The following is a 17362-nucleotide window of genomic DNA, read 5'->3' as shown; positions in this document are numbered from 1 at the left end:
CACGACATAAGGGGATTGCTAAATTGTAACAACCGCTTACGTCATGCGCGGCTTGTTGATGGTGCTTCCACTTGACCTCGAATAGTGATCAGTTCGGCAGCTCCGGCAGACTGATCATGGGGTAGTCGTCGCTTCGCAGTCCCTCGGTCAGAAAAGCGAGCAGGTCCTGCTGCTCTGACTCGGACAGGTGAAGCGGGAAGATCTCTTCGTCCTGTCGCGGGTTCGGGTTTCCGCCTTTATCATAGTGACGGATGACTTCTTCGAGCGTCTTCAGACTCCCGTCATGCATGTAGGGGCTGGTCCGGTCGACATCACGCAGCGTCGGGGTCTTGAAGGCGCCTTTGTCGCCAAGAAGTCCGCTGACGGCGAATCGCCCCACGTCGCCGCTGCTCGTCCCGATGTTATGGAAGGCGAAGTCGGTCAGGTGCTCGCCCACGTGACAGGCCGAGCAGTGGGCTTTGCCGAAGAACAGCTTCTTCCCGCGGACCGCCGCGGCACTCAACGCGCTCTCGTCGCCCGTTTCGTATCGGTCATACGGGCTGTTGCCGGCGATCAGTGTCCGCTCGAACGCGCCGATGGCCTTGGTCACTGTCTTGGCCGTTGGCCCCTCGCCGAACGCTTTCTCGAAGCCTTCCACATAGCCGGGGATCTCAGATAGCTTCTCGGCGACCTCATCGACCGACGACATTCCCATCTCGTTCGGATTTTGAATAGGTCCCCCCGCCTGATGTTCAAGCGACGGCGACCGGCCGTCCCAAAACAGGAATCTGTGATAGACCGCGTTTACCACCGTCGGCGAGTTCCGTGTCGCCATACGGCCCTCAATCCCGACCGACTTCATCCGCCGTTCACTCCAGCCCGCGGTCGGGTTGTGGCAATCGGCGCATGAGATCGAGTTATCCCGTGACAATCGCTTGTCAAAGAACAGTTGCTTCCCAAGTTCGACTTTCGCTTCGGTCAGCGGGTTGTCTCCCGGCACCGGTGGTGAGGAAAGTCCCAACGGCACTTCGAGGGCCACTGCCTGCAATGCCCTCAACTGTTCCGTCTCGGTCTCCGCTTTCTCCCGAAGTGCTACCACCTCTTTCGACTTCTGCGACGCCTCGCCCCATGCGAAAACCGCCGCCGCCGTCGCTGTCACGGCCGCAAAGAGGACCGCTGCGATCGAAAGTGGAACGGCTCGCTTTTTCAGTGTCCGGCCGACCTTCTCCCCGAGCGACATCGGCCGGGCGGCAATGACCTCGCCCCGCATAAACCGCTCGAGGTCGGCGGCCAATTCTCCGGCGTTTCGGTAGCGCAGCCGAGGCTCTTTCCGCAAGCATTTCATCACAATCGTGCTGAGATCGCGGTGCAACGCCGGGTTGTAGACCCGCGGCGGTTTCACGTCCGCGTGCTTCACCAGCTCGAGGGTCTCGATCACCGTGTCGGCGACATGAGGCGGACGGGCCGTCGTCAGGTCGTACAAGATCGCGCCGAGCGCGTAGACATCAGCCTCCGGACCGAGATTCTGCAGCCGCCCCGATGCCTGCTCCGGCGCCATGTAATTCGGAGTGCCAAGCACATCCCCCGCTTTGGTCTGGCTCGAATCGGTGTCGAGCCGCTTCGCCAGACCGAAGTCCGAGACCTTCGGCTCACCCTGGTCGTCGAGCAAAATATTGGCGGGCTTGAGGTCGCGGTGAATGATGCCTTTGTCGTGCGCGGCTTGAACGCCCCGAGCAATCTTGGTGGTGATTTCAGCGGCGTCGCGGCCGGACCAAGGTTGCCCCTTCATCTTGCGATCGAGACTTCGCCCCGACACCATTTCGAGGGCCACGAACGGGCGACCCCGATCGATGCCGACATCGAAGACCTGCACTACGTTCGGATGCTGGAGTTGTGCCGCAGCTTCGGCCTCGACGCGGAAGCGATCGGCCTGTTTGGCCGCCTCAGGCCGCAGGATCTTCAGCGCGACGATCCGGTTCAGCCGGTGCTGCTTCGCCCGGTAGACCGCTCCCATCGCTCCGAGGCCGATCTGATCGTGAAGCTCGTAACCTTCGATCTGCGGCAGGTCCGATTTCCGGACCACGGTCTCTCCTACGCCGGCATTGACCGAATCAATCGCAGCAGGATTGCCCAGCGACGACGGCGTGACGAGCGTCTGATCGACTCCCTCCGATGCATTGGAAATGAAAGTCTTTTCGGGTTCCTGCGACACGAAGGTCTTCTCGAAATGCGGATTGAGATGCGTGCCAAACTCGAAGCACGTTCGGAGTCTTATGGCGCCATGCGACAATCCCGCAAACGCCCTCGAACACGTCCGTTCAGACGCATCCAGCCCGCAGGATTTTACGCCGTCCCGTGGTAGTATTCACCAGGATTCCACCCGCGGATGCGAAATGCCTCACACTTGCGGCGAAATTTTGTCCGACTCGTTCCGCCCGGCGAGGGCCGAAGCCGAGCGGCTCTGCCAAATCCACAGCCCCACCAAAAGCATCATGATTGCGCCGGCCGCCCATTGATAGCCCGTCAGCCCGCCCCACAGCCGAGGCTCCGGCCGAATGAACTCCGTCGCGAAGCGATAACCGCAATAGCCGATGATGTAGAGCTGAATCAGGTGCCCTCGGAGCATGCCGTCCCGTCGCAGTCCCCACAAGGCGATCGCGCAGAGCAGATGAAACGCCGATTCGTAGAGTTGGGTGGGGTGCCGTCGACCCAACTCGCCGAACGTGACCGCCCAAGGCATCGCTGAAGGCGTCCCAAAGCAACAGCCGGCGACGAAGCAGCCGAGTCGCCCGATCGCAATCGAAGTCGGAACCGCCACGGCATAGGTGTCGCCCGTCGAGACTTTCACGTCGACCGACCACTTCGCCAGTTCGACGCCCAGATAGCCGCCGACGAGACCGCCCAGAATCGTCTTCCCACTCGCCAGCCACGCCGTCCCTGTCGCGAAGCCCTCTAAGTCATACAGCAGAAACGGCACCTTCGCCCCCACCATCGCCCCGCAAAACGCTCCGAGGGCAATGGCGAATCGCTCGGCACGAGACAGGCCGAGCGATTTGCGCTGCCCGCGCGACAGCAGGATCCCCGCAGCGACGGCGCACAGCATGATCAGCGGATAGGCGGGTGGTACGGGCATCAAGCCAACTTCGATTAAGCCGTCATTGAATGATTTTAAGAAAATGTCAGAACAAGACGCGGTCGCTTTGGAACCCGAAACACTCTCGGTTAAGTTCCGACGTTAATCTTGTCTGTTCAATTTCCTATAAACTCGCTTTCTCAAAAGTCGCAAGGTCATTCTCGAGAGGCGTCACTCGACATCGGCTGTGTCATTAGTTCTCGAGCCATCTAAATTAGCATGGCATCTTCCTGATTAAGCGCGGGCAACGGAATATGGCCGTTGCGATAGAGCGTATTGTAGGCGCAAAACGGGACGACATGCCCGCTCGGCAGAACGTGGTGCGTGCAGCATTTCATTAAGCGACGGACGTCGAAATTATAGGCGTCCAGAAAGTTCGTAATCGTGATGCGGAAGACGTCTTTCGGCGTGAGCGTCTCGGCGAGCCCGGCGGCGAAGAATTTACGGGCGTTGGAGGCGATGAAGCCGTCGCCTTGGAGAGCGGGAGAGCTGGCGAAGGAGGGAATGGAAGACTCAAGGATTGAAAGCCCGTTTGCGTCTCCCGCTATCTCCCGGACGTTTGCCTCTTCCGTCTCGCAGTCCCCTCCCGCGCAGCAGCCCTGTCCCATGCGACTTAAGAACCGCTCGACGAGTGCGCGAACGCGGGGGCGGGTGAACGTGATTCCGTTGGCGAGCAGATCAAGGTTTTCTTTGGCATCGATGAAGCGGGGCAGCGGCGTGACCTGACCACCTTTGCGATAGGCGTAGGTCAGTTGATGGCAATTCGGATGAGCACAGGGCAGCGGCATAAAGTCCTGCGGCGTGAAGACCGTACCCTCGGAGGTCTGCTCGCAAACCTTGGAGATGACGTCAGGGAATGTGATCCGATTCTCCAGCACTTCCGGCGTGAAATTGCGTCCCGAATAGGTGGCCGGTTGAAAGCTGATCCCCGTAATACAGGGCCGCTGTAATCCGAAGTCGACGAGCTTCCCGATTTCGTCATCATTTAAGCCGGGCTGCAGGGTGCAGACCAGAATGATATGGATATCGGCATCGCACAGGGCATCGATCGCCTTTAATTTTTCGGTGACGAGTTTCGCCCCGCGCAGTTCCAACGTGGCCGATTCCTTAAAGCTATCAAATTGAAAGTAGACTTCGGTCCGTTTTTTCCGCTCGGCGACGTACTCGACCAGTGATGGGTCTCGCACAAAATTTAAGCCGTTCGTATTGATCATCACATAGTCGATCGGCTGTTGGCAGGCGTAGTCGTAGATTTCTCGAAACTGCGGATGGACGGTCGGCTCGCCGCCGGAGAGCTGAACCACCTCGGGTCGGCCTTCGACTTCCACGAGGCGATCGATCGCGCGTTTGCAATCATCAACGGAGTGATGTTTTAAGCCCGGCGCACTACCCGCGTAGCACATCGGGCATTTGAGATTACAACTGTCGGTGAGTTCGACAATGCCGATGCAGGTGTGTTGCTCGTGATCGGTGCAAAGTCCGCAGTCGCGCGGGCAGCCCTCCTTCGGCTCGATGGCATGAATCTTGGGGATTTTCCCGGGCGTGACGTACTCAAGCCGGTCGTACCAGGTCACGTCGCTGCACACGAAATCGTCACGCGGGCCGCACTTCGGACAGCGCTTGCGGAAGTAAACCCGCCCGCCGCGTTCGATGATCTTCGCCTCGACCGTGTCGAGACAACTCGGGCAGAGCGATTTCGTCAGGCCGAGCAAACTATGTCCGCGGAGAGGGAGCATGGGGGATCATCTCGTTTGTTGGATTGCCAGTCGAGCGTACGCAGTTTGTACTTATATGATAAAGTATCATGCTTAATCGCGTTTGATCTCTTCAGGTTGTTGATAGTCAGGTGTAAGGATTCGTATCCAAATTCGTGTCGCATACCAGAGAGTAAAGCCTAGCAAAGTAAATGAGAGTACGATTCCGCCGAGCGAGAAACAAAGCGCGAATACAGTGCTGTTGATCGGCCTAAGCACCGTGCTTGCCAGAAACAGCCCGGAGATACAGGGGACAGCGAACCCAGTGCCGGCTGCCACCGCAACCGACTGCAGTACGACGACCGTAAGCGCAAAATAACCAAACCGTTCGGTCAGTGTTGCGGGTATCGAAACGTCTTCCCGTAAATTCCTGAGTTTGCGCGATAGCGGAATGGCTGCGGCAACTGCAAAGAGCAATCCAATACCGTAGAACCAGACTGTCAACAATTCGATCGTGGCGATCGCAAGGATATGAAACCGCAACGCGTCGTCCCGCTCCTCACGGCGATTCGCCCGCCAGAGTGCGTCTGTCTCGGCATGGGGATCGCTCACGGCAGGCTCCGCGGCGGTCCGGTTATCTCGGCTTCGACCGTGTCGAGGCAACTCGGGCAGAGTGATTTCGTCAGGCCGAGCAAACTATGTCCGCGGAGAGGGAGCATGGCTTTCGTCGATCTGTTCGGGAACTTCGTCGGGAGACGCACGCGGTCGGAATTCAGGCGCCGGCATTAGGAAGTGCATCCATGCTTTAGATGCGCCCCACAGGCTCAGCGGCAGAATACCGATCGATAATAGCATTGCGACGATGAAAATTGATTCGCCCCCGCTGCCCATCGCGCCGAAAGCAATCATTGAACCGAGGGTGCAGGAACCGAGCGTTGCGGTGAAGCCGGCGACTGCGACCGATTGGACGACCACGATCATCAGTGCAATCCGACCGAGTTGTTCTAAAGGCGTGTCGACGTGATCGGGTCGGGTCCGCAATTCTTTCAGCGTCCGGGCGAGTGGGATCGACATCAAAATGAGCAGTACGAGGCCGAGGCCGTAGAAACCGATGGTAACAAGTTCGATGAACGCAAGACCCATGATTTGGCCCATGAGCTTTCGCTCGGCCGACGGTTGGTAGGGCCGGGTCGGACCGGCGGTCGCCGGTTCGGGCAGTGAGGAAGGTGTCTTCGGTGGTTCGAAGAGCGGCATCATTACAGTCGCCCCTCAGCGGCACTGCGTTCGACTTCGGCCCGCGGCCCGCACTTCGGACAGAGCGAATTCTTCAGGCCGAGCAAACTACGGCCGCAAAGAGGGAGCATAATTAACCTGCGTCTGCGGGGGTTTCGCCGTCTGATCCATTTAATTGAATCTGACGGTTTGAAGCCAGAATGTACATCCAAATCATTGCGGCGAGCCAAACAACGCCTGCGGCCCCGAGTAGTCCGATTAGCGAGGCGACGGAGGAATCCACAGCCCCGATTGCGGCCGTGTAGCAAGCGACGGCCAGTACCGTAATTCCGGCAGTCGTCACTGATTGAACGATAAGAATTGCCAGCATGATGCGGCCGAACTTCTCGACGCGCGACTCTTCGTCCGGGTTGCTGCGTCGCAATTGCCCAATGGCCTTGGCGAGCGGACCGATCATCGCGATCGACAGCAGAACTCCCAGCCCCAACATCCAGATCGTCAAAATTTCTATGGCGGCGATGGCGATAATCAGACCGAGAACTTGCGCGGCCGGAGATCGATTTGCCCGCGGGTCCTCTCGCATCGACGGTGGCGGGACAACATCGCGACTGCAGCGTCGAGGCGACCTATTAACGTCTGAAGCGTCACTCACGACGGATGCTCCGCCTCGCGTTCCGGCAAACCGAACGGGCAGCCTGGCGAGAGAAGAAAGTGGCTCCAAATCGTGGTGGGTATTCCAATGGCCGCCAGCACGAATGCTAAGACGGCGATTGCTTCCAAGAAGATTACGATCGCGTAGATGAACGTCGAAGTGAGATCGGAGAAGCCGAACCAAGCTTTGTCGATATCGAGCGGTCCGATACCAGCTTTCTCAAACAGAAACATCGACCCTGCCAAACCCGCGAAGCCGCACATAGCCGACGACTGAATCGCGAATGCGACGACAATCCACAGGAATAGTGGCGGGAACACGGAGTCGCGCGGTCTGCGATATCGGTGAATCCGAAGATACCGGTTCACAAGGTCTGGTGCTGCGACAATGGCGACAAGCAGACCGAAGCCGAAGCAGCCCATGAGAAATGCCGAAACGGCCGACCAAATCAATAACGAGCGACGAAACTGGCTGCGTTGGGAGCGCTCGTCAATGCGCTTTTCGTCATGCTCATAGCGCTCGCCGATTGCCTCTAATGCTTCGAACTGAATTGGGGAATCGAGATCAGTCACGTTTCAAATCATGCTTGTACCGGGCGCGGGCCACCTGCCAGATCATCCAACCTCCGAACAGCAACGAAAGCACTCCTGCGGTGATCGGTGCTGCAAATAAGACAAACTCGGCCATTTCCTGCGGCAAAGCTTGCGAAGTCCCGATCACCCCCCAGCAGACGACGAAGAAGGCGAGAAACGACGCGAGCAGGACCGCACCGCAAAGGAACCAGGCCAGCCCCAAAGTCACGGCGGACGACAGCAAGAACATCCCGATGGTCTTGCCGGTCGACGTGTCGCGACCGAACTGCGACCGCTGGCGAACGACGATGACCGTCCGCGCAAGTGGCACGAGTCCCAGAATCAAAAGGGCGATACCGATACCCGGAACCGTTAGGATTGACGCGCCGACGACAAGAGTGAGCGTGATGCCCAGCGCGATCAGCACCGCCGTCGACTGGTTGCCCTGCGGGACGCCGTCTTCGACGACGACTTCGGGCACGAACGCTCCGTCAAAGTCGTTCGAGTTGTCGGACGAATCGTCGGAATCGTTCATGAATTAGCCCGGGTTCAATCCCTTCTCAAGTGGCTCTACCGTTGCCGCCCGTCGCATTGGCCGCGATTCGCACGATTTGACCGATGGTGACCCCGCACAACCCGAGAGCAATCAGCACGATCACCTGATGGTAACGCGGCACGACCAGTTCCGAGGGATCGACCGCGTACCAGCGGGCGTAACCGCTGACGCAGAGATAGCCGATGATCGATCCGAGCGTCGCCAGCCGCACGAGTGGGAGGCGAAATCGCAGGCCTGAGAGCGCAATGATCAGAAAATAGCCGACCGCCATCGGGCCGCGCGGTCCGCCGGCGACGCACATCAGCAGGCTGAGCAATAACAGATCGGCGACCGTTTCAAAGGCCGCGAACCAACGAATCTGAGTCGGCATAAACGCCGAGGCAGCCCCCAGAAGCACCCACGCCGACGCGATTGCCGTAATGGAACGGTGCGTCGACTCCCAGACTTCGTCCGGAAAGCCGTAGGGCCCCAGCGAGACGTTGTAGTAATTGAGAACTTCAACGGCGTAGAACGCGGCAACCGAGATCAATCGGATGAGATTGATCCGCTCCGCTGACGATCGCGATATCGAAACCGTTGAAGGTGCCGCGTCGGTTGGTGATCGGGTCGCGGCATTGCTGCTGGACATGGGTGGCTCCACACGATGCCTGCTCATTGGAATCCCCCACACCCGAAGCGACAAGCGCAATTCCTGAAAGGATCGGGATTCTCCCCGTTTCTTGAATGTCGCGCCACGGCTGCCTATGAAACCATCAAACCGCCGATGTCCGTCATCCAAACTCAAACTTCTCTGCTCCCCTGCCAATCATGCCGAATGAATCACCAGAGACGATTATCGTCGGTGCCGGTGTCGCCGGACTGACTTGCGCTAAAGTTCTTACTGAAGCCGGTCGCCGCGTCCTGGTTCTCGAAGCGGCTGATGCCGTCGGCGGACGCGTGCGGACTGACGCCGTCGATGGTTTTCAACTCGATCGCGGCTTTCAGGTGCTGCTGACCGCCTACCCTGAAGCGCGGAAGCATCTCGACTACGATGCGCTCCGGCTCGGCCGATTCGACCCCGGGGCAATGCTTGCGATCGGAAGTTCGCTGCGCCGGTTTGTCGATCCTTGGCGACGTCCGCAGCATCTCGTCGCGACGGCGACCAACCCGGCGGGATCACTCACGGACAAACTGCGGGTTGCGAAATTGCGTCGCGCTGCCGAGGCCATATCGCTCGATGCCGTCTGGTTACGGGAAGAAAAGTCGACGCTCACCGCATTGCGAGATGAGTTCGGATTTACCGACCGGATGATCGACCGGTTCTTCCGACCATTTCTCGGCGGCATCTATTTGGAGCATGATCTCGCCACGACCGATCGGATGCTGATGTTCGTGTTCGGGATGTTTGCCAAGGGTCACGCGGCACTTCCCGCCGCGGGGATGCAGGCGATTCCCCAACAGTTGGCCGATCGTCTTCCCGCCGGTTCGCTTCGCCTGAACACTCCGGTTTCTTCCGTTGACAAGGCGGGGGTGACGCTCGAGAGTGGCGAACGTGTCGACTCCTCGCACGTGATCATTGCGACCGATGGCATTGCGGCCGCGACGTGGCTGGACGATGTCGAGCCGCCACAGTGGAACTCGACGACCTGCCTGTACTTCGAGGCTGACCGCCCGCCCTTAAGGGAACCCTTGTTGGTCTTAAGCGCGACCGAAAACGACGGGCCGATCAGTAACCTGACGGTTCCGAGTCAGATTTGCCGGAGCTATGCGCCGCAGGGGCGTTCGTTGATTTGTATTTCGACCAAGTCAGAATTCGGTGATGGCGATGAACTCATCGACCCGGTCAAGCGTCAGGCGAAGCGATGGTTCGGGCAATCAGTTGAAAACTGGCGACTTCTCAAGACATACCGTATCCCGCAAGCGCTGCCCAAGATGATTCCGCCGACGAGTAATCTCGATGGCCGCGATCCGCTTCACGCGGGAGGCGTTTATGTCTGCGGCGATCATTGGGCCAACTCGTCACTTAACGGCGCCATGGAAACCGGCCGCCGCGCGGCAGAGGCGGTGCTTGAGCGTGAGGTGGAGGCGTAGGAGCGGGGAGCGAGTAGTAAGGAGGCAGAAGTCAGTAGTTAGAAGTCAGAAGACAGGAGTTACAAACGTAGTTTGAAATTGTTTCCGGTGACGAACGCCCCCTCGCACCGAAGACCCCTTGCCTTCGCCCTCACTCTTCTCCCGTCTCTTTGAGTTCAAGCGAATCCTTCAACGGATTCTTAATGGCCTCATCCGGCTTGTTCAGTTTGAAGTAGTCTTCTGGCACCTGCCGCGGGATGTAATTGTTGTCCCGGTCCGTGTCGGCCGTTTCGTTGCGGGGGTCGAGTTCGATGCGGGTGATTTTTTGGTCGGCGAGGATCATCGGTGAGATATTCGTTGGCGACTTGCGCCAGATCTCCGCGGGGTAGCGGAGTTCTTCGGTGGAGCCATCCTCGTAGGTCACTTTAAGAATGATCGGCATCACTAGGCCGCCTTCATTCTTAATATCGAGCACATAGAACAGTCGATTCGATTTCAGCAACTCGAATTCTTCGGGTGACAGTTTCTCGATGAATTCTTTGTAGCTCTTCAGCTTTTTCTCAGTCACCGCGTGCGGGTCGAAGGTGCTATAGAAGTCCTCCAGTTCCGGCTTGCCCTCGGTGCGTCGAGTCAGTGATTCGTTACGGACGCGGGCGATCGGCTTGGGTGCGTCAGTCTTTTTCTGCTCGGCCCGCTTCTTCAGGTCCGCTGGGTCCTTGGCGTCGATGCGGTACAGCCGGAGGTTGCTGATCGCGAAGTCGACATGCTGGGTCGTGAAGAACCAGCCGCGGAAGAACCAGTCGAGATCGGTCCCGGAGGTGTCTTCGATCGAGCGAAAGAAGTCGCTTGGCGTCGGGCGTTTGAACTTCCATCGGCGGGCATACTCTCGAAACGCGTCATGAAAGAGTTCGCGGCCCAGAATCGTCTCTCGCAGTGCTCCCAATGCCGAAGCGGGCTTCTGATAGGCGTTACCGCCCAGCACGGTCACGGAGTCGGCCTGCGTCATGATGGGTTGCTGGTCTTTCGACTTCATATACCAGACGGCCCCGGCGGCCTCGCCGTTGTCGCCTTCGAAGTTCGCGTCCCACTCCTGTTCGGCGATATATTGCACAAAGGAGTTTAAGCCTTCGTCCATCCACATCCACTGTCTTTCATCGCTATTAACGATCATCGGGAACCAGTTGTGCCCCGTTTCGTGGATGATGACGAAAATTAACTTGTCGCGTGTCGCCTTGCTGTAAGTGCCATCTTTCTCCGGTCGCGGTCCGTTGAAGCTGATCATCGGGTATTCCATTCCGCCACCGACGACTCCCATGACGGCAATCGCCGTCGGGTAGGGATAGTCGAAGACATATCGCGAGTAGACTTCGACCGCATGAGCGACCGACTCCGTCGCGTATTTGTCCCAGAGCGGCATCCCTTCTTTCGGATAAAACGACTGGGCGAGTACGGTCTCGTCCGATTCACTCAATTTGGCGGCCATCGCATCCCAGACAAATCCGCGCGATGAGGCCCAAGCGAAGTCGCGAACGTTCTCCGCTTCAAACTCCCACGTCTTCGTGCTTTTCGCTTTCGACTTCCGATTCTTCGCCGCTTCTTTGTCATTGATAATGAAAACCGGCGCGTCGGCGCCTCCGGCTTCTTTCAATCGGCGGCGTTGCTTCTTCGTTAAGACATCCTTGGCGTTCGTTAAGGAACCGGTCGCGGTGACGGTGTGATTGTCGGGAGCGGTGATCCGAACTTTGAATTTACCGAACTCGAGCGTGAACTCGCCGAACCGCAGGAACTGTTTATGCTGCCAGCCGCCGTAATCGGTGTAGGCGCACATCCGGGGGTACCACTGCGCAATGCAGAACACCGGCAATTCATCTTCGCCGAATAGCTCGTAACCGGTGCGCCCCGCGACCTCCTCAGCGTTGTTGATCGTGTATTTCCAGGCGACGTGGAATGAGAACGTCTCGCCGCTGGCGATTGGTTGTGGCGGATCGACCCGCATCATTTGCCGGATCACGCGGTGAGAAAGTTTCTCGCCTGCCGCGTCGGTCACGCGAAGCTGTTTGATTCCCCCGTCAAAAGTCGCCGCCGCGAGCAGCCGCTGCATGTCATTAAACGACATATCCTTCGGCACGCCGCGGGCATCGGACAGCCGTGCATCGGCGTCGGGGCTGAAGCGGTTCGGGTCGAGCTGCAACCACAGATAGTCGAGTTCGTGCGGCGAATTATTGTGATAGGTGATCGTCGCCTCGCCGGAGAGCGTCTTCGCCTCCTCGTCGAGCGTCACGTCGATCTCGTAATCGACCTGCTGCTGCCAATACCCCGGCCCCGGCGCCCCACTGGCGAGCCGCTCATCGGTCGGTGTCGAGAGCAGCCCATCGGTATCAAGCTGCCGAAACGGATTGGGCGGCAGGGTTGGGTCTTGAGCGCTGCTGAGACTCGGAACGAGCAACGCGCCTGCGGCGGCGACGAGGGGTACGATGATGCGCATATTATCGGTTATCGCGAGGTCGGATTCTCCGTAGACCCTAAATCATAGGTCACGACGAGAGAGATTCCTGACGACGGTAAAGTAGGTATCACACCGCAAGCAAGGATGCTCCCTTGTAAATTTGCGGAGCGCTCCCTAACGGTCGCGGCTGAACGACGCGGCAATTAAGTGCGATCGAGCCACACAAGCCCGCAGCGCAAGCAAGGGATTCGCTCTCGAACCACGCCTTATTGAAGACACAGGCCAAGAATTTTAGAAATCGCGATCAATCCTCAAGCGGCGTGATCACAAGATTGCGGTACGCGCACGCGGCTCCCTCGGACTGCAGGCAGATCGAACCTTCATCGACGCTGCTGTCGAAGCCGTAGTTGACGAGGTCGCCATTGACGAAGACCGTGACGGTTTCGTCGCGACAGATGATCGTCATCTTGTTCCACTCGCCGAGCGGCTTCTCGGAGCCGTCGGTGAAGTTGAGGTGTCGGCGGCCCTGAATGCGCTTTTCGTAGCCGGGAACGCCTTCAGCGGGAACGTCGATCTCGGTGCCGATCACCCAAAAATCACCCGCATTATTCTTAAAAAGTTGCACTTCCAATGATTGCGGCCACACGCCGAGAGCGTTCGGATCAGTCGCGTGAACGAGGACGCCGTTGTTGCCGCCTTCGGTCCCCGGTGGCCAACGCCATTCGATGTCGAGCTTATAGTCCTGGTACGATTTCTTCGTCTTGATGTATCCGGACGGCTTTCCCGTTGTGCGGACAACCCCGTCTTCGATCGACCAGACATCATCCTTCGCGAAGCCCTCCTTTGAGGCGACGAAATCCCAAGCGTCGAGATTTTCAGCATCGAAGGGGCGTTCGCTGCCCTGCGCGAGCAAGGTTGCGGCGGAGCAGACAAGTGCGGCGGTCGTCAATGAGCGAATCACAGGTGGTCTCCTCGAGCAGCAGAGAAATGGTCAGCGACTTATTGACCCTGACGGGAACGACGCCACGCGACAACCAGACCCGGACCGGCGATCGCAAGGAGCACCGCCATAACGACGACCGCGATCGTGAGGGCCGACACCGTCGAATGAGGCGGCTCCGTCGCATAGTGCATCGGGGAATGCGAACCCCCGTCGCTGCCGTGGCCGGGATGCGCAACAGCGGTCACTGCAAATCCGGCAAGCACCACAACCATCGTGACTCGGATGATCATGTTTGGAAAACGAATAGGACGGGAAATCATTTTGGAGTCCGTTCGATGATTGATGGGGCACCGACGAACCGGCACCAGTCGAGCCCGATATTACCGCATTTGTCAGGCATTCCCCAAGTCCGATGCAACAACCATTCAAGAACGCGAGTGAGGTAGAGCCTTCCGGTTTCGAGTTTCGCCGGGTCAGTGACGAGCCGAATGACTTATTTGTTCACATGATCGGAAGTTGCCATTAAGGTTGGGACGATTGCGGTCGGGAGGTACGCTCTAACGCCGCAACTCCAAGCCTTTTCAATCCGAATTTGAATCCGCTGTATGTCGGACTGCACTAGTCAAACTTCGTCCGCGGTAAGTTCGCCAACGTGCCGGGCGTTGCTGACCGCGGTGGCCATTTGGCTGCTCATCACACTAATGCTGCTGGGCTACTACTCTGCTCGCGGATGGTTGACAGGCCCGCCGTCATCGAGCGGCGATGAGATTGGTTACGACTCACTGGGTTGGGAGTTGGCCGGCGGCCGGGGGTATCAGGTCGACCTGACACGTCGCGATTTCATCCGCCCTTATGCCGAAGCTCATCCCGATGCCGTGCCGCCGGACTGGACGGCCAAGCCGGATGTGAAGCGGCCGCCGGTATTTCCGGCTTTGATCGCGCTCTCGAATTTCGCAGCCGATCGTCAGTTTTGGATAATGCGGGTTTTGAATACCTGTTGCATCAGCGCGGTCGGGGCAGTTGTTGCGACGTACTTCTTTCGCAGGGACGGACTCATCGCCGTTGTTGTCTTCGTGCTGACGTTTCTCGTCCTCGATGTCCGCGTCAGGCTTTACGGTCGCACGCTGCTGACCGAGCCGCTATCTGCCCTCTTTGGATGCGTTCTCTTGATCTTGTTACTCCGCGTGAGGAAGGGAAAGGTCTTAGCCCCCGCGGCTCTCGCCGGAGCCGTGTTCGGGGTGGCGATGCTGACCCGATTAGCATGCATTTTATGGCTGCCGGGTATCGCTGCTCTCATCTATTTAATCGCTTGGCAGGCCGGAGCAGGCGTGCGACGCTCGTTTGCCGGTGCGGCTGTCGTCGGGTTAATAGCCGTGATGGTCTTCGCCCCCTGGGCAGTCCGTAACTGCTTCGTGACGGGAAGATTCATGCCGGCGGGCGTCCACGGTCTGCACGATCTTCCAACCGGCTACAGCGACCTGGCATGGAAGCATCAAGGCGTCTGGCAGAATCCCTACGTAGCCGGTTTCTATCAAAATATTTCGGCGGACAACTTCATCGAGACGGAGGTCTTAAAGGCAGAACACGGCCGGCGGATTGCGCTGAATTGGATCACAGCTCATCTTGTGAAGACAATCGCGTTGATGCCGCTGAAGATTTGGCAGGAAGTCCGACCACGCAGCGTCGCTGAAGCAACTCTTGCGCTTTTTATGTTGATCGGTATCGCCGCTTCCTATCGAGAACGCATCGCCTGGATTGCTCTGGCATTACTTGCCATTGAGCTGGGAGTCGTCGCCATTACCTGGTCTGTTGAAGGCCGCTTTCGGCTGCCGCTATTGATCGTCGAGCAAGGCTTCGCCGTTGCGGGGGCCTTATGGTTCACAAAAATGTTACTTCGCGGGTATCCGAATAAGGTCGTCGAGTGCGGGCAATGCGGTCGTCACCCTGACAGCTAACCGCGCATCAATGCACCCGCATCCCCGGCTTGGCCCCTTCATCGGGGGACAGCACGAAGATTTCGGAGCCACCGGCTCCGGCGGCGCAAACCATGCCTTCGGAGAGGCCGAACTTCATTTGGCGGGGTTTTAAATTGGCGACCATGACGACGAGCTTGCCCTGCAGTTCTTCGGGTTTATAGGCGCTCTTAATACCGGCGAAGACTTGTCGGGTTTCGTCGCCGCCGAGACCGAGTGTGAGCTTTAAGAGTTTACGCGCCTCGGGAACCTCTTCGCACTCGATCACCCGGGCAACGCGAAAGTCGACTTTCATAAAGTCGTCGATCGTGCATTCCTCGGCGAGGGGCTCGGCTTCGAGGTATTCCTTCGAATCCTGGTGCGTCGATGCCATGGCATCGGCTTGGGGGGCATCTTCTTTACTCTCTTCCACCATCGCCTCGACTTTCTTGAGATCGACTCGTTGCATCATATGTTTGAAGGGTGCGACGGGCGTGCCGGTGAGCGGCGTCTGCGCGTCGTCCCATGACTTAATCGGCGTATTCAGTAGCGTCCCCGTCTGCTCCGCCAACTGTGGCAGAACCGGTGTGAGATACACGACGATCTGCCGGAAAAGATTGAGCGCTACCGAGCAGATGGCGTTTAATTCTTCTGCCTTTTCAGGGTCTTTCTTCAGCGTCCACGGTGCGGCGTTTTCAACAAATTGATTCGCCGCATCGGCCAGCAGCATGACCTCACGCATGGCCGCATTGAAATCGCATTTTTCATAGCATTCGGCGATTGCATCGCTCTTCGCGGCGGCGTTCTTGAATAGGCCGCCGTCGTCGGGATAAGTCGCGGCGAGCTGTTGACCGCTGACGAACTTCGCCGTCCGGCTGGCCAAGTTCACGACTTTGCCGACGAGGTCCGCATTCACCTTATTGGCGAAGTCTTCGAGGTTCAGGTCGAGGTCGTCCCACCGCGGCCCGAGTTTGCTGGCGTAGTAATATCTTAAGTGGCTCGGGTCGAGATACTTCTCGTAAGTCTCGGCCTTAATAAAGGTGCCCTTACTCTTGGACATCTTCTCGCCGTCGACCAACAGGAAGCCGTGGATATGCACCTGCTTCGGGAGATTAAAGCCCGAGGAATAGAGCATCGCCGGCCAGAACAGGCAGTGGAAATAGGTGATGTCGCGGCCGATGAAGTGGTGGATTTCGGTCGACGGGTCTCGCAGCCATTGGTGGGCGTCCTCGCCGTTCTCTTCGCACCACGTCGTGCAACTGGCGAAATAGCCGATCGGTGCGTCGAACCAGACGTACCAGTAATTGCCCGGGGCATCGGGGATTTCGAAGCCGAAGTACGGCGCGGGCCGGCTGACATCCCAGTCGCGCAGTTCATCACCGAGGAACTGCCCCTTAAGGTAATTAGCGACCTCGGGCTGCACCGTTCCCGAGTCGACCCACTCGGCGAGTTGTTGCCGCAGCGGTTCGATTTGCACGAACAGGTGCGGAGCCTGCCGGACCTCGGGCGTCGCGCCTGAAAGGACGCTTACCGGATCGACAAGGTCGGCCGGGGTGTAAGTGTGGCCGTTGTTGCAACTGTCGCCGTTGGAGTTTTCGAGGCCGCACTCAGGACACGTCCCCTTCACGAACCGATCGGCGAGAAACGTGTTCTCCACTGGGTCGTAAAGCTGCGAGACCATTTTCTCGACGACGAGGTTCTGCTCGTGCAGGGCCGTCCAGATTTCGTCGCACAGCTTGCGGTTCTGGGGGCTGTTGGTGCTGCCGTAGTGGTCGAAATCGACATCGAACGCCGCGAAGTCCCGCTGGTGCTCTTCGGAGACCTTCGCGATGAACTCCTCCTCGCTGACCCCGGCTCGTTTGGCGGAGATCATGATCGCCGTGCCGTGCGTGTCGTCGGCACAGAAGAACCGGCAGTCATGCCCCCGCAGCTTCTGGAACCGCACCCAGATATCGGTCTGGATGTACTCCACCAGGTGGCCGATATGAATCGGCCCATTGGCGTAGGGCAGGGCGGCGGTGACGAGAATGCGGCGGGACAAGGCGAGAGTCTAGAGTTGAGAGTCGAGGGTAAGTAGTCAACGGCGCGGCCGCTGTACGAAGTCTACAGGATCGAGTTGTGCCCTTCGAGCCGCCAAAGCGGACGCCGATTCT

At 58.5% G+C, this 17362-nt stretch carries 15 protein-coding genes; 2 read left to right on the top strand and 13 right to left on the bottom strand.

The features are described from left to right. Positions 1–88: 88 nt before the first annotated feature. From Pan189_RS20480 to Pan189_RS20440, 9 genes are all read right to left on the bottom strand, one after another. Positions 89–2191, bottom strand: coding sequence for a cytochrome c peroxidase (locus Pan189_RS20480; RefSeq protein ID WP_145365936.1), 2103 nt, complete (start codon positions 2189–2191; stop codon positions 89–91). A gap of 186 nt (positions 2192–2377) precedes the next feature. Continuing rightward, on the bottom strand, positions 2378–3112 hold the full coding sequence (locus tag Pan189_RS20475; RefSeq protein WP_145365935.1) for a prolipoprotein diacylglyceryl transferase: 735 nt from the start codon (positions 3110–3112) through the stop codon (positions 2378–2380). Positions 3113–3321: 209 nt separating this feature from the next. Then, positions 3322–4848 (bottom strand): radical SAM protein, encoded by a 1527-nt coding sequence (locus tag Pan189_RS20470; RefSeq protein WP_145365934.1) that lies wholly within the window; start codon positions 4846–4848, stop codon positions 3322–3324. A 72-nt stretch (positions 4849–4920) separates the two neighbouring features. Next, complete coding sequence (locus Pan189_RS20465) at positions 4921–5418, bottom strand: hypothetical protein (RefSeq protein WP_145365933.1); 498 nt, start codon at positions 5416–5418, stop codon at positions 4921–4923. 84 nt (positions 5419–5502) lie between these two features. Then, positions 5503–6063, bottom strand: a complete 561-nt coding sequence (locus Pan189_RS20460) for a hypothetical protein (RefSeq protein WP_145365932.1) — start codon at positions 6061–6063, stop codon at positions 5503–5505. A gap of 109 nt (positions 6064–6172) precedes the next feature. Next, positions 6173–6691: a hypothetical protein gene (locus tag Pan189_RS20455; RefSeq protein WP_145365931.1), complete on the bottom strand. Its 519-nt coding sequence runs from the start codon at positions 6689–6691 to the stop codon at positions 6173–6175. Further along, positions 6688–7263, bottom strand: coding sequence for a hypothetical protein (locus tag Pan189_RS20450; protein ID WP_145365930.1), 576 nt, complete (start codon positions 7261–7263; stop codon positions 6688–6690). Before Pan189_RS20450 ends, Pan189_RS20455 begins: the two co-directional genes overlap by 4 nt. Further along, a complete protein-coding gene (locus tag Pan189_RS20445) occupies positions 7256–7798 on the bottom strand; it encodes a hypothetical protein (RefSeq protein WP_145365929.1) in 543 nt (180 codons plus the stop codon). The genes Pan189_RS20450 and Pan189_RS20445 overlap by 8 nt, the downstream gene beginning before the upstream one ends. Before the next feature lie 25 nt (positions 7799–7823). Next, positions 7824–8447 (bottom strand): hypothetical protein, encoded by a 624-nt coding sequence (locus Pan189_RS20440; protein WP_145365928.1) that lies wholly within the window; start codon positions 8445–8447, stop codon positions 7824–7826. Positions 8448–8626: 179 nt separating this feature from the next. On the opposite strand from Pan189_RS20440, the gene Pan189_RS20435 reads away from it, so the two are divergent. Continuing rightward, on the top strand, positions 8627–9889 hold the full coding sequence (locus Pan189_RS20435) for an NAD(P)/FAD-dependent oxidoreductase (protein WP_145365927.1): 1263 nt from the start codon (positions 8627–8629) through the stop codon (positions 9887–9889). A 130-nt stretch (positions 9890–10019) separates the two neighbouring features. Here the strand turns inward: Pan189_RS20435 and Pan189_RS20430 are convergent, their stop codons facing one another. The 3 genes from Pan189_RS20430 to Pan189_RS20420 form a co-directional block, all read right to left on the bottom strand. Continuing rightward, complete coding sequence (locus Pan189_RS20430) at positions 10020–12353, bottom strand: M1 family aminopeptidase (protein ID WP_145365926.1); 2334 nt, start codon at positions 12351–12353, stop codon at positions 10020–10022. Positions 12354–12618: 265 nt separating this feature from the next. Beyond that, positions 12619–13275 carry a 3-keto-disaccharide hydrolase gene (locus Pan189_RS20425; RefSeq protein WP_145365925.1) on the bottom strand — a complete coding sequence of 219 codons (657 nt, stop codon included), beginning with the start codon at positions 13273–13275 and terminating at the stop codon, positions 12619–12621. A gap of 38 nt (positions 13276–13313) precedes the next feature. After that, positions 13314–13577, bottom strand: coding sequence for a hypothetical protein (locus tag Pan189_RS20420; protein ID WP_145365924.1), 264 nt, complete (start codon positions 13575–13577; stop codon positions 13314–13316). Between the two features lie 285 nt (positions 13578–13862). Here Pan189_RS20420 and Pan189_RS20415 point away from each other — a divergent pair, with 285 nt between their 5' ends. Then, on the top strand, positions 13863–15212 hold the full coding sequence (locus Pan189_RS20415) for a glycosyltransferase family protein (RefSeq protein ID WP_145365923.1): 1350 nt from the start codon (positions 13863–13865) through the stop codon (positions 15210–15212). A 7-nt stretch (positions 15213–15219) separates the two neighbouring features. Here the strand turns inward: Pan189_RS20415 and metG are convergent, their stop codons facing one another. After that, positions 15220–17250, bottom strand: coding sequence for a methionine--tRNA ligase (metG, locus tag Pan189_RS20410; protein WP_145365922.1), 2031 nt, complete (start codon positions 17248–17250; stop codon positions 15220–15222). Positions 17251–17362 lie beyond the last annotated feature (112 nt).

Origin of the sequence: Stratiformator vulcanicus, assembly GCF_007744515.1 — a bacterium.
GTDB lineage: Bacteria > Planctomycetota > Planctomycetia > Planctomycetales > Planctomycetaceae > Stratiformator > Stratiformator vulcanicus.
This window is presented reverse-complemented; position numbering and strand designations above follow the sequence as displayed.

Bases quoted from the DNA above. Each gene is read 5' to 3' on its own strand.
- Pan189_RS20475 (WP_145365935.1), bottom strand. From the start codon at position 3,112: ATGCCCGTACCACCCGCCTATCCGCTGATCATGCTGTGCGCCGTCGCT.
- Pan189_RS20470 (WP_145365934.1), bottom strand. From the start codon at position 4,848: ATGCTCCCTCTCCGCGGACATAGTTTGCTCGGCCTGACGAAATCGCTC.
- Pan189_RS20460 (WP_145365932.1), bottom strand. From the start codon at position 6,063: ATGATGCCGCTCTTCGAACCACCGAAGACACCTTCCTCACTGCCCGAA.
- Pan189_RS20445 (WP_145365929.1), bottom strand. From the start codon at position 7,798: ATGAACGATTCCGACGATTCGTCCGACAACTCGAACGACTTTGACGGA.
- Pan189_RS20440 (WP_145365928.1), bottom strand. From the start codon at position 8,447: ATGTCCAGCAGCAATGCCGCGACCCGATCACCAACCGACGCGGCACCT.
- Pan189_RS20435 (WP_145365927.1), top strand. From the start codon at position 8,627: ATGCCGAATGAATCACCAGAGACGATTATCGTCGGTGCCGGTGTCGCC.
- Pan189_RS20430 (WP_145365926.1), bottom strand. From the start codon at position 12,353: ATGCGCATCATCGTACCCCTCGTCGCCGCCGCAGGCGCGTTGCTCGTT.
- Pan189_RS20420 (WP_145365924.1), bottom strand. From the start codon at position 13,577: ATGATTTCCCGTCCTATTCGTTTTCCAAACATGATCATCCGAGTCACG.
- Pan189_RS20415 (WP_145365923.1), top strand. From the start codon at position 13,863: ATGTCGGACTGCACTAGTCAAACTTCGTCCGCGGTAAGTTCGCCAACG.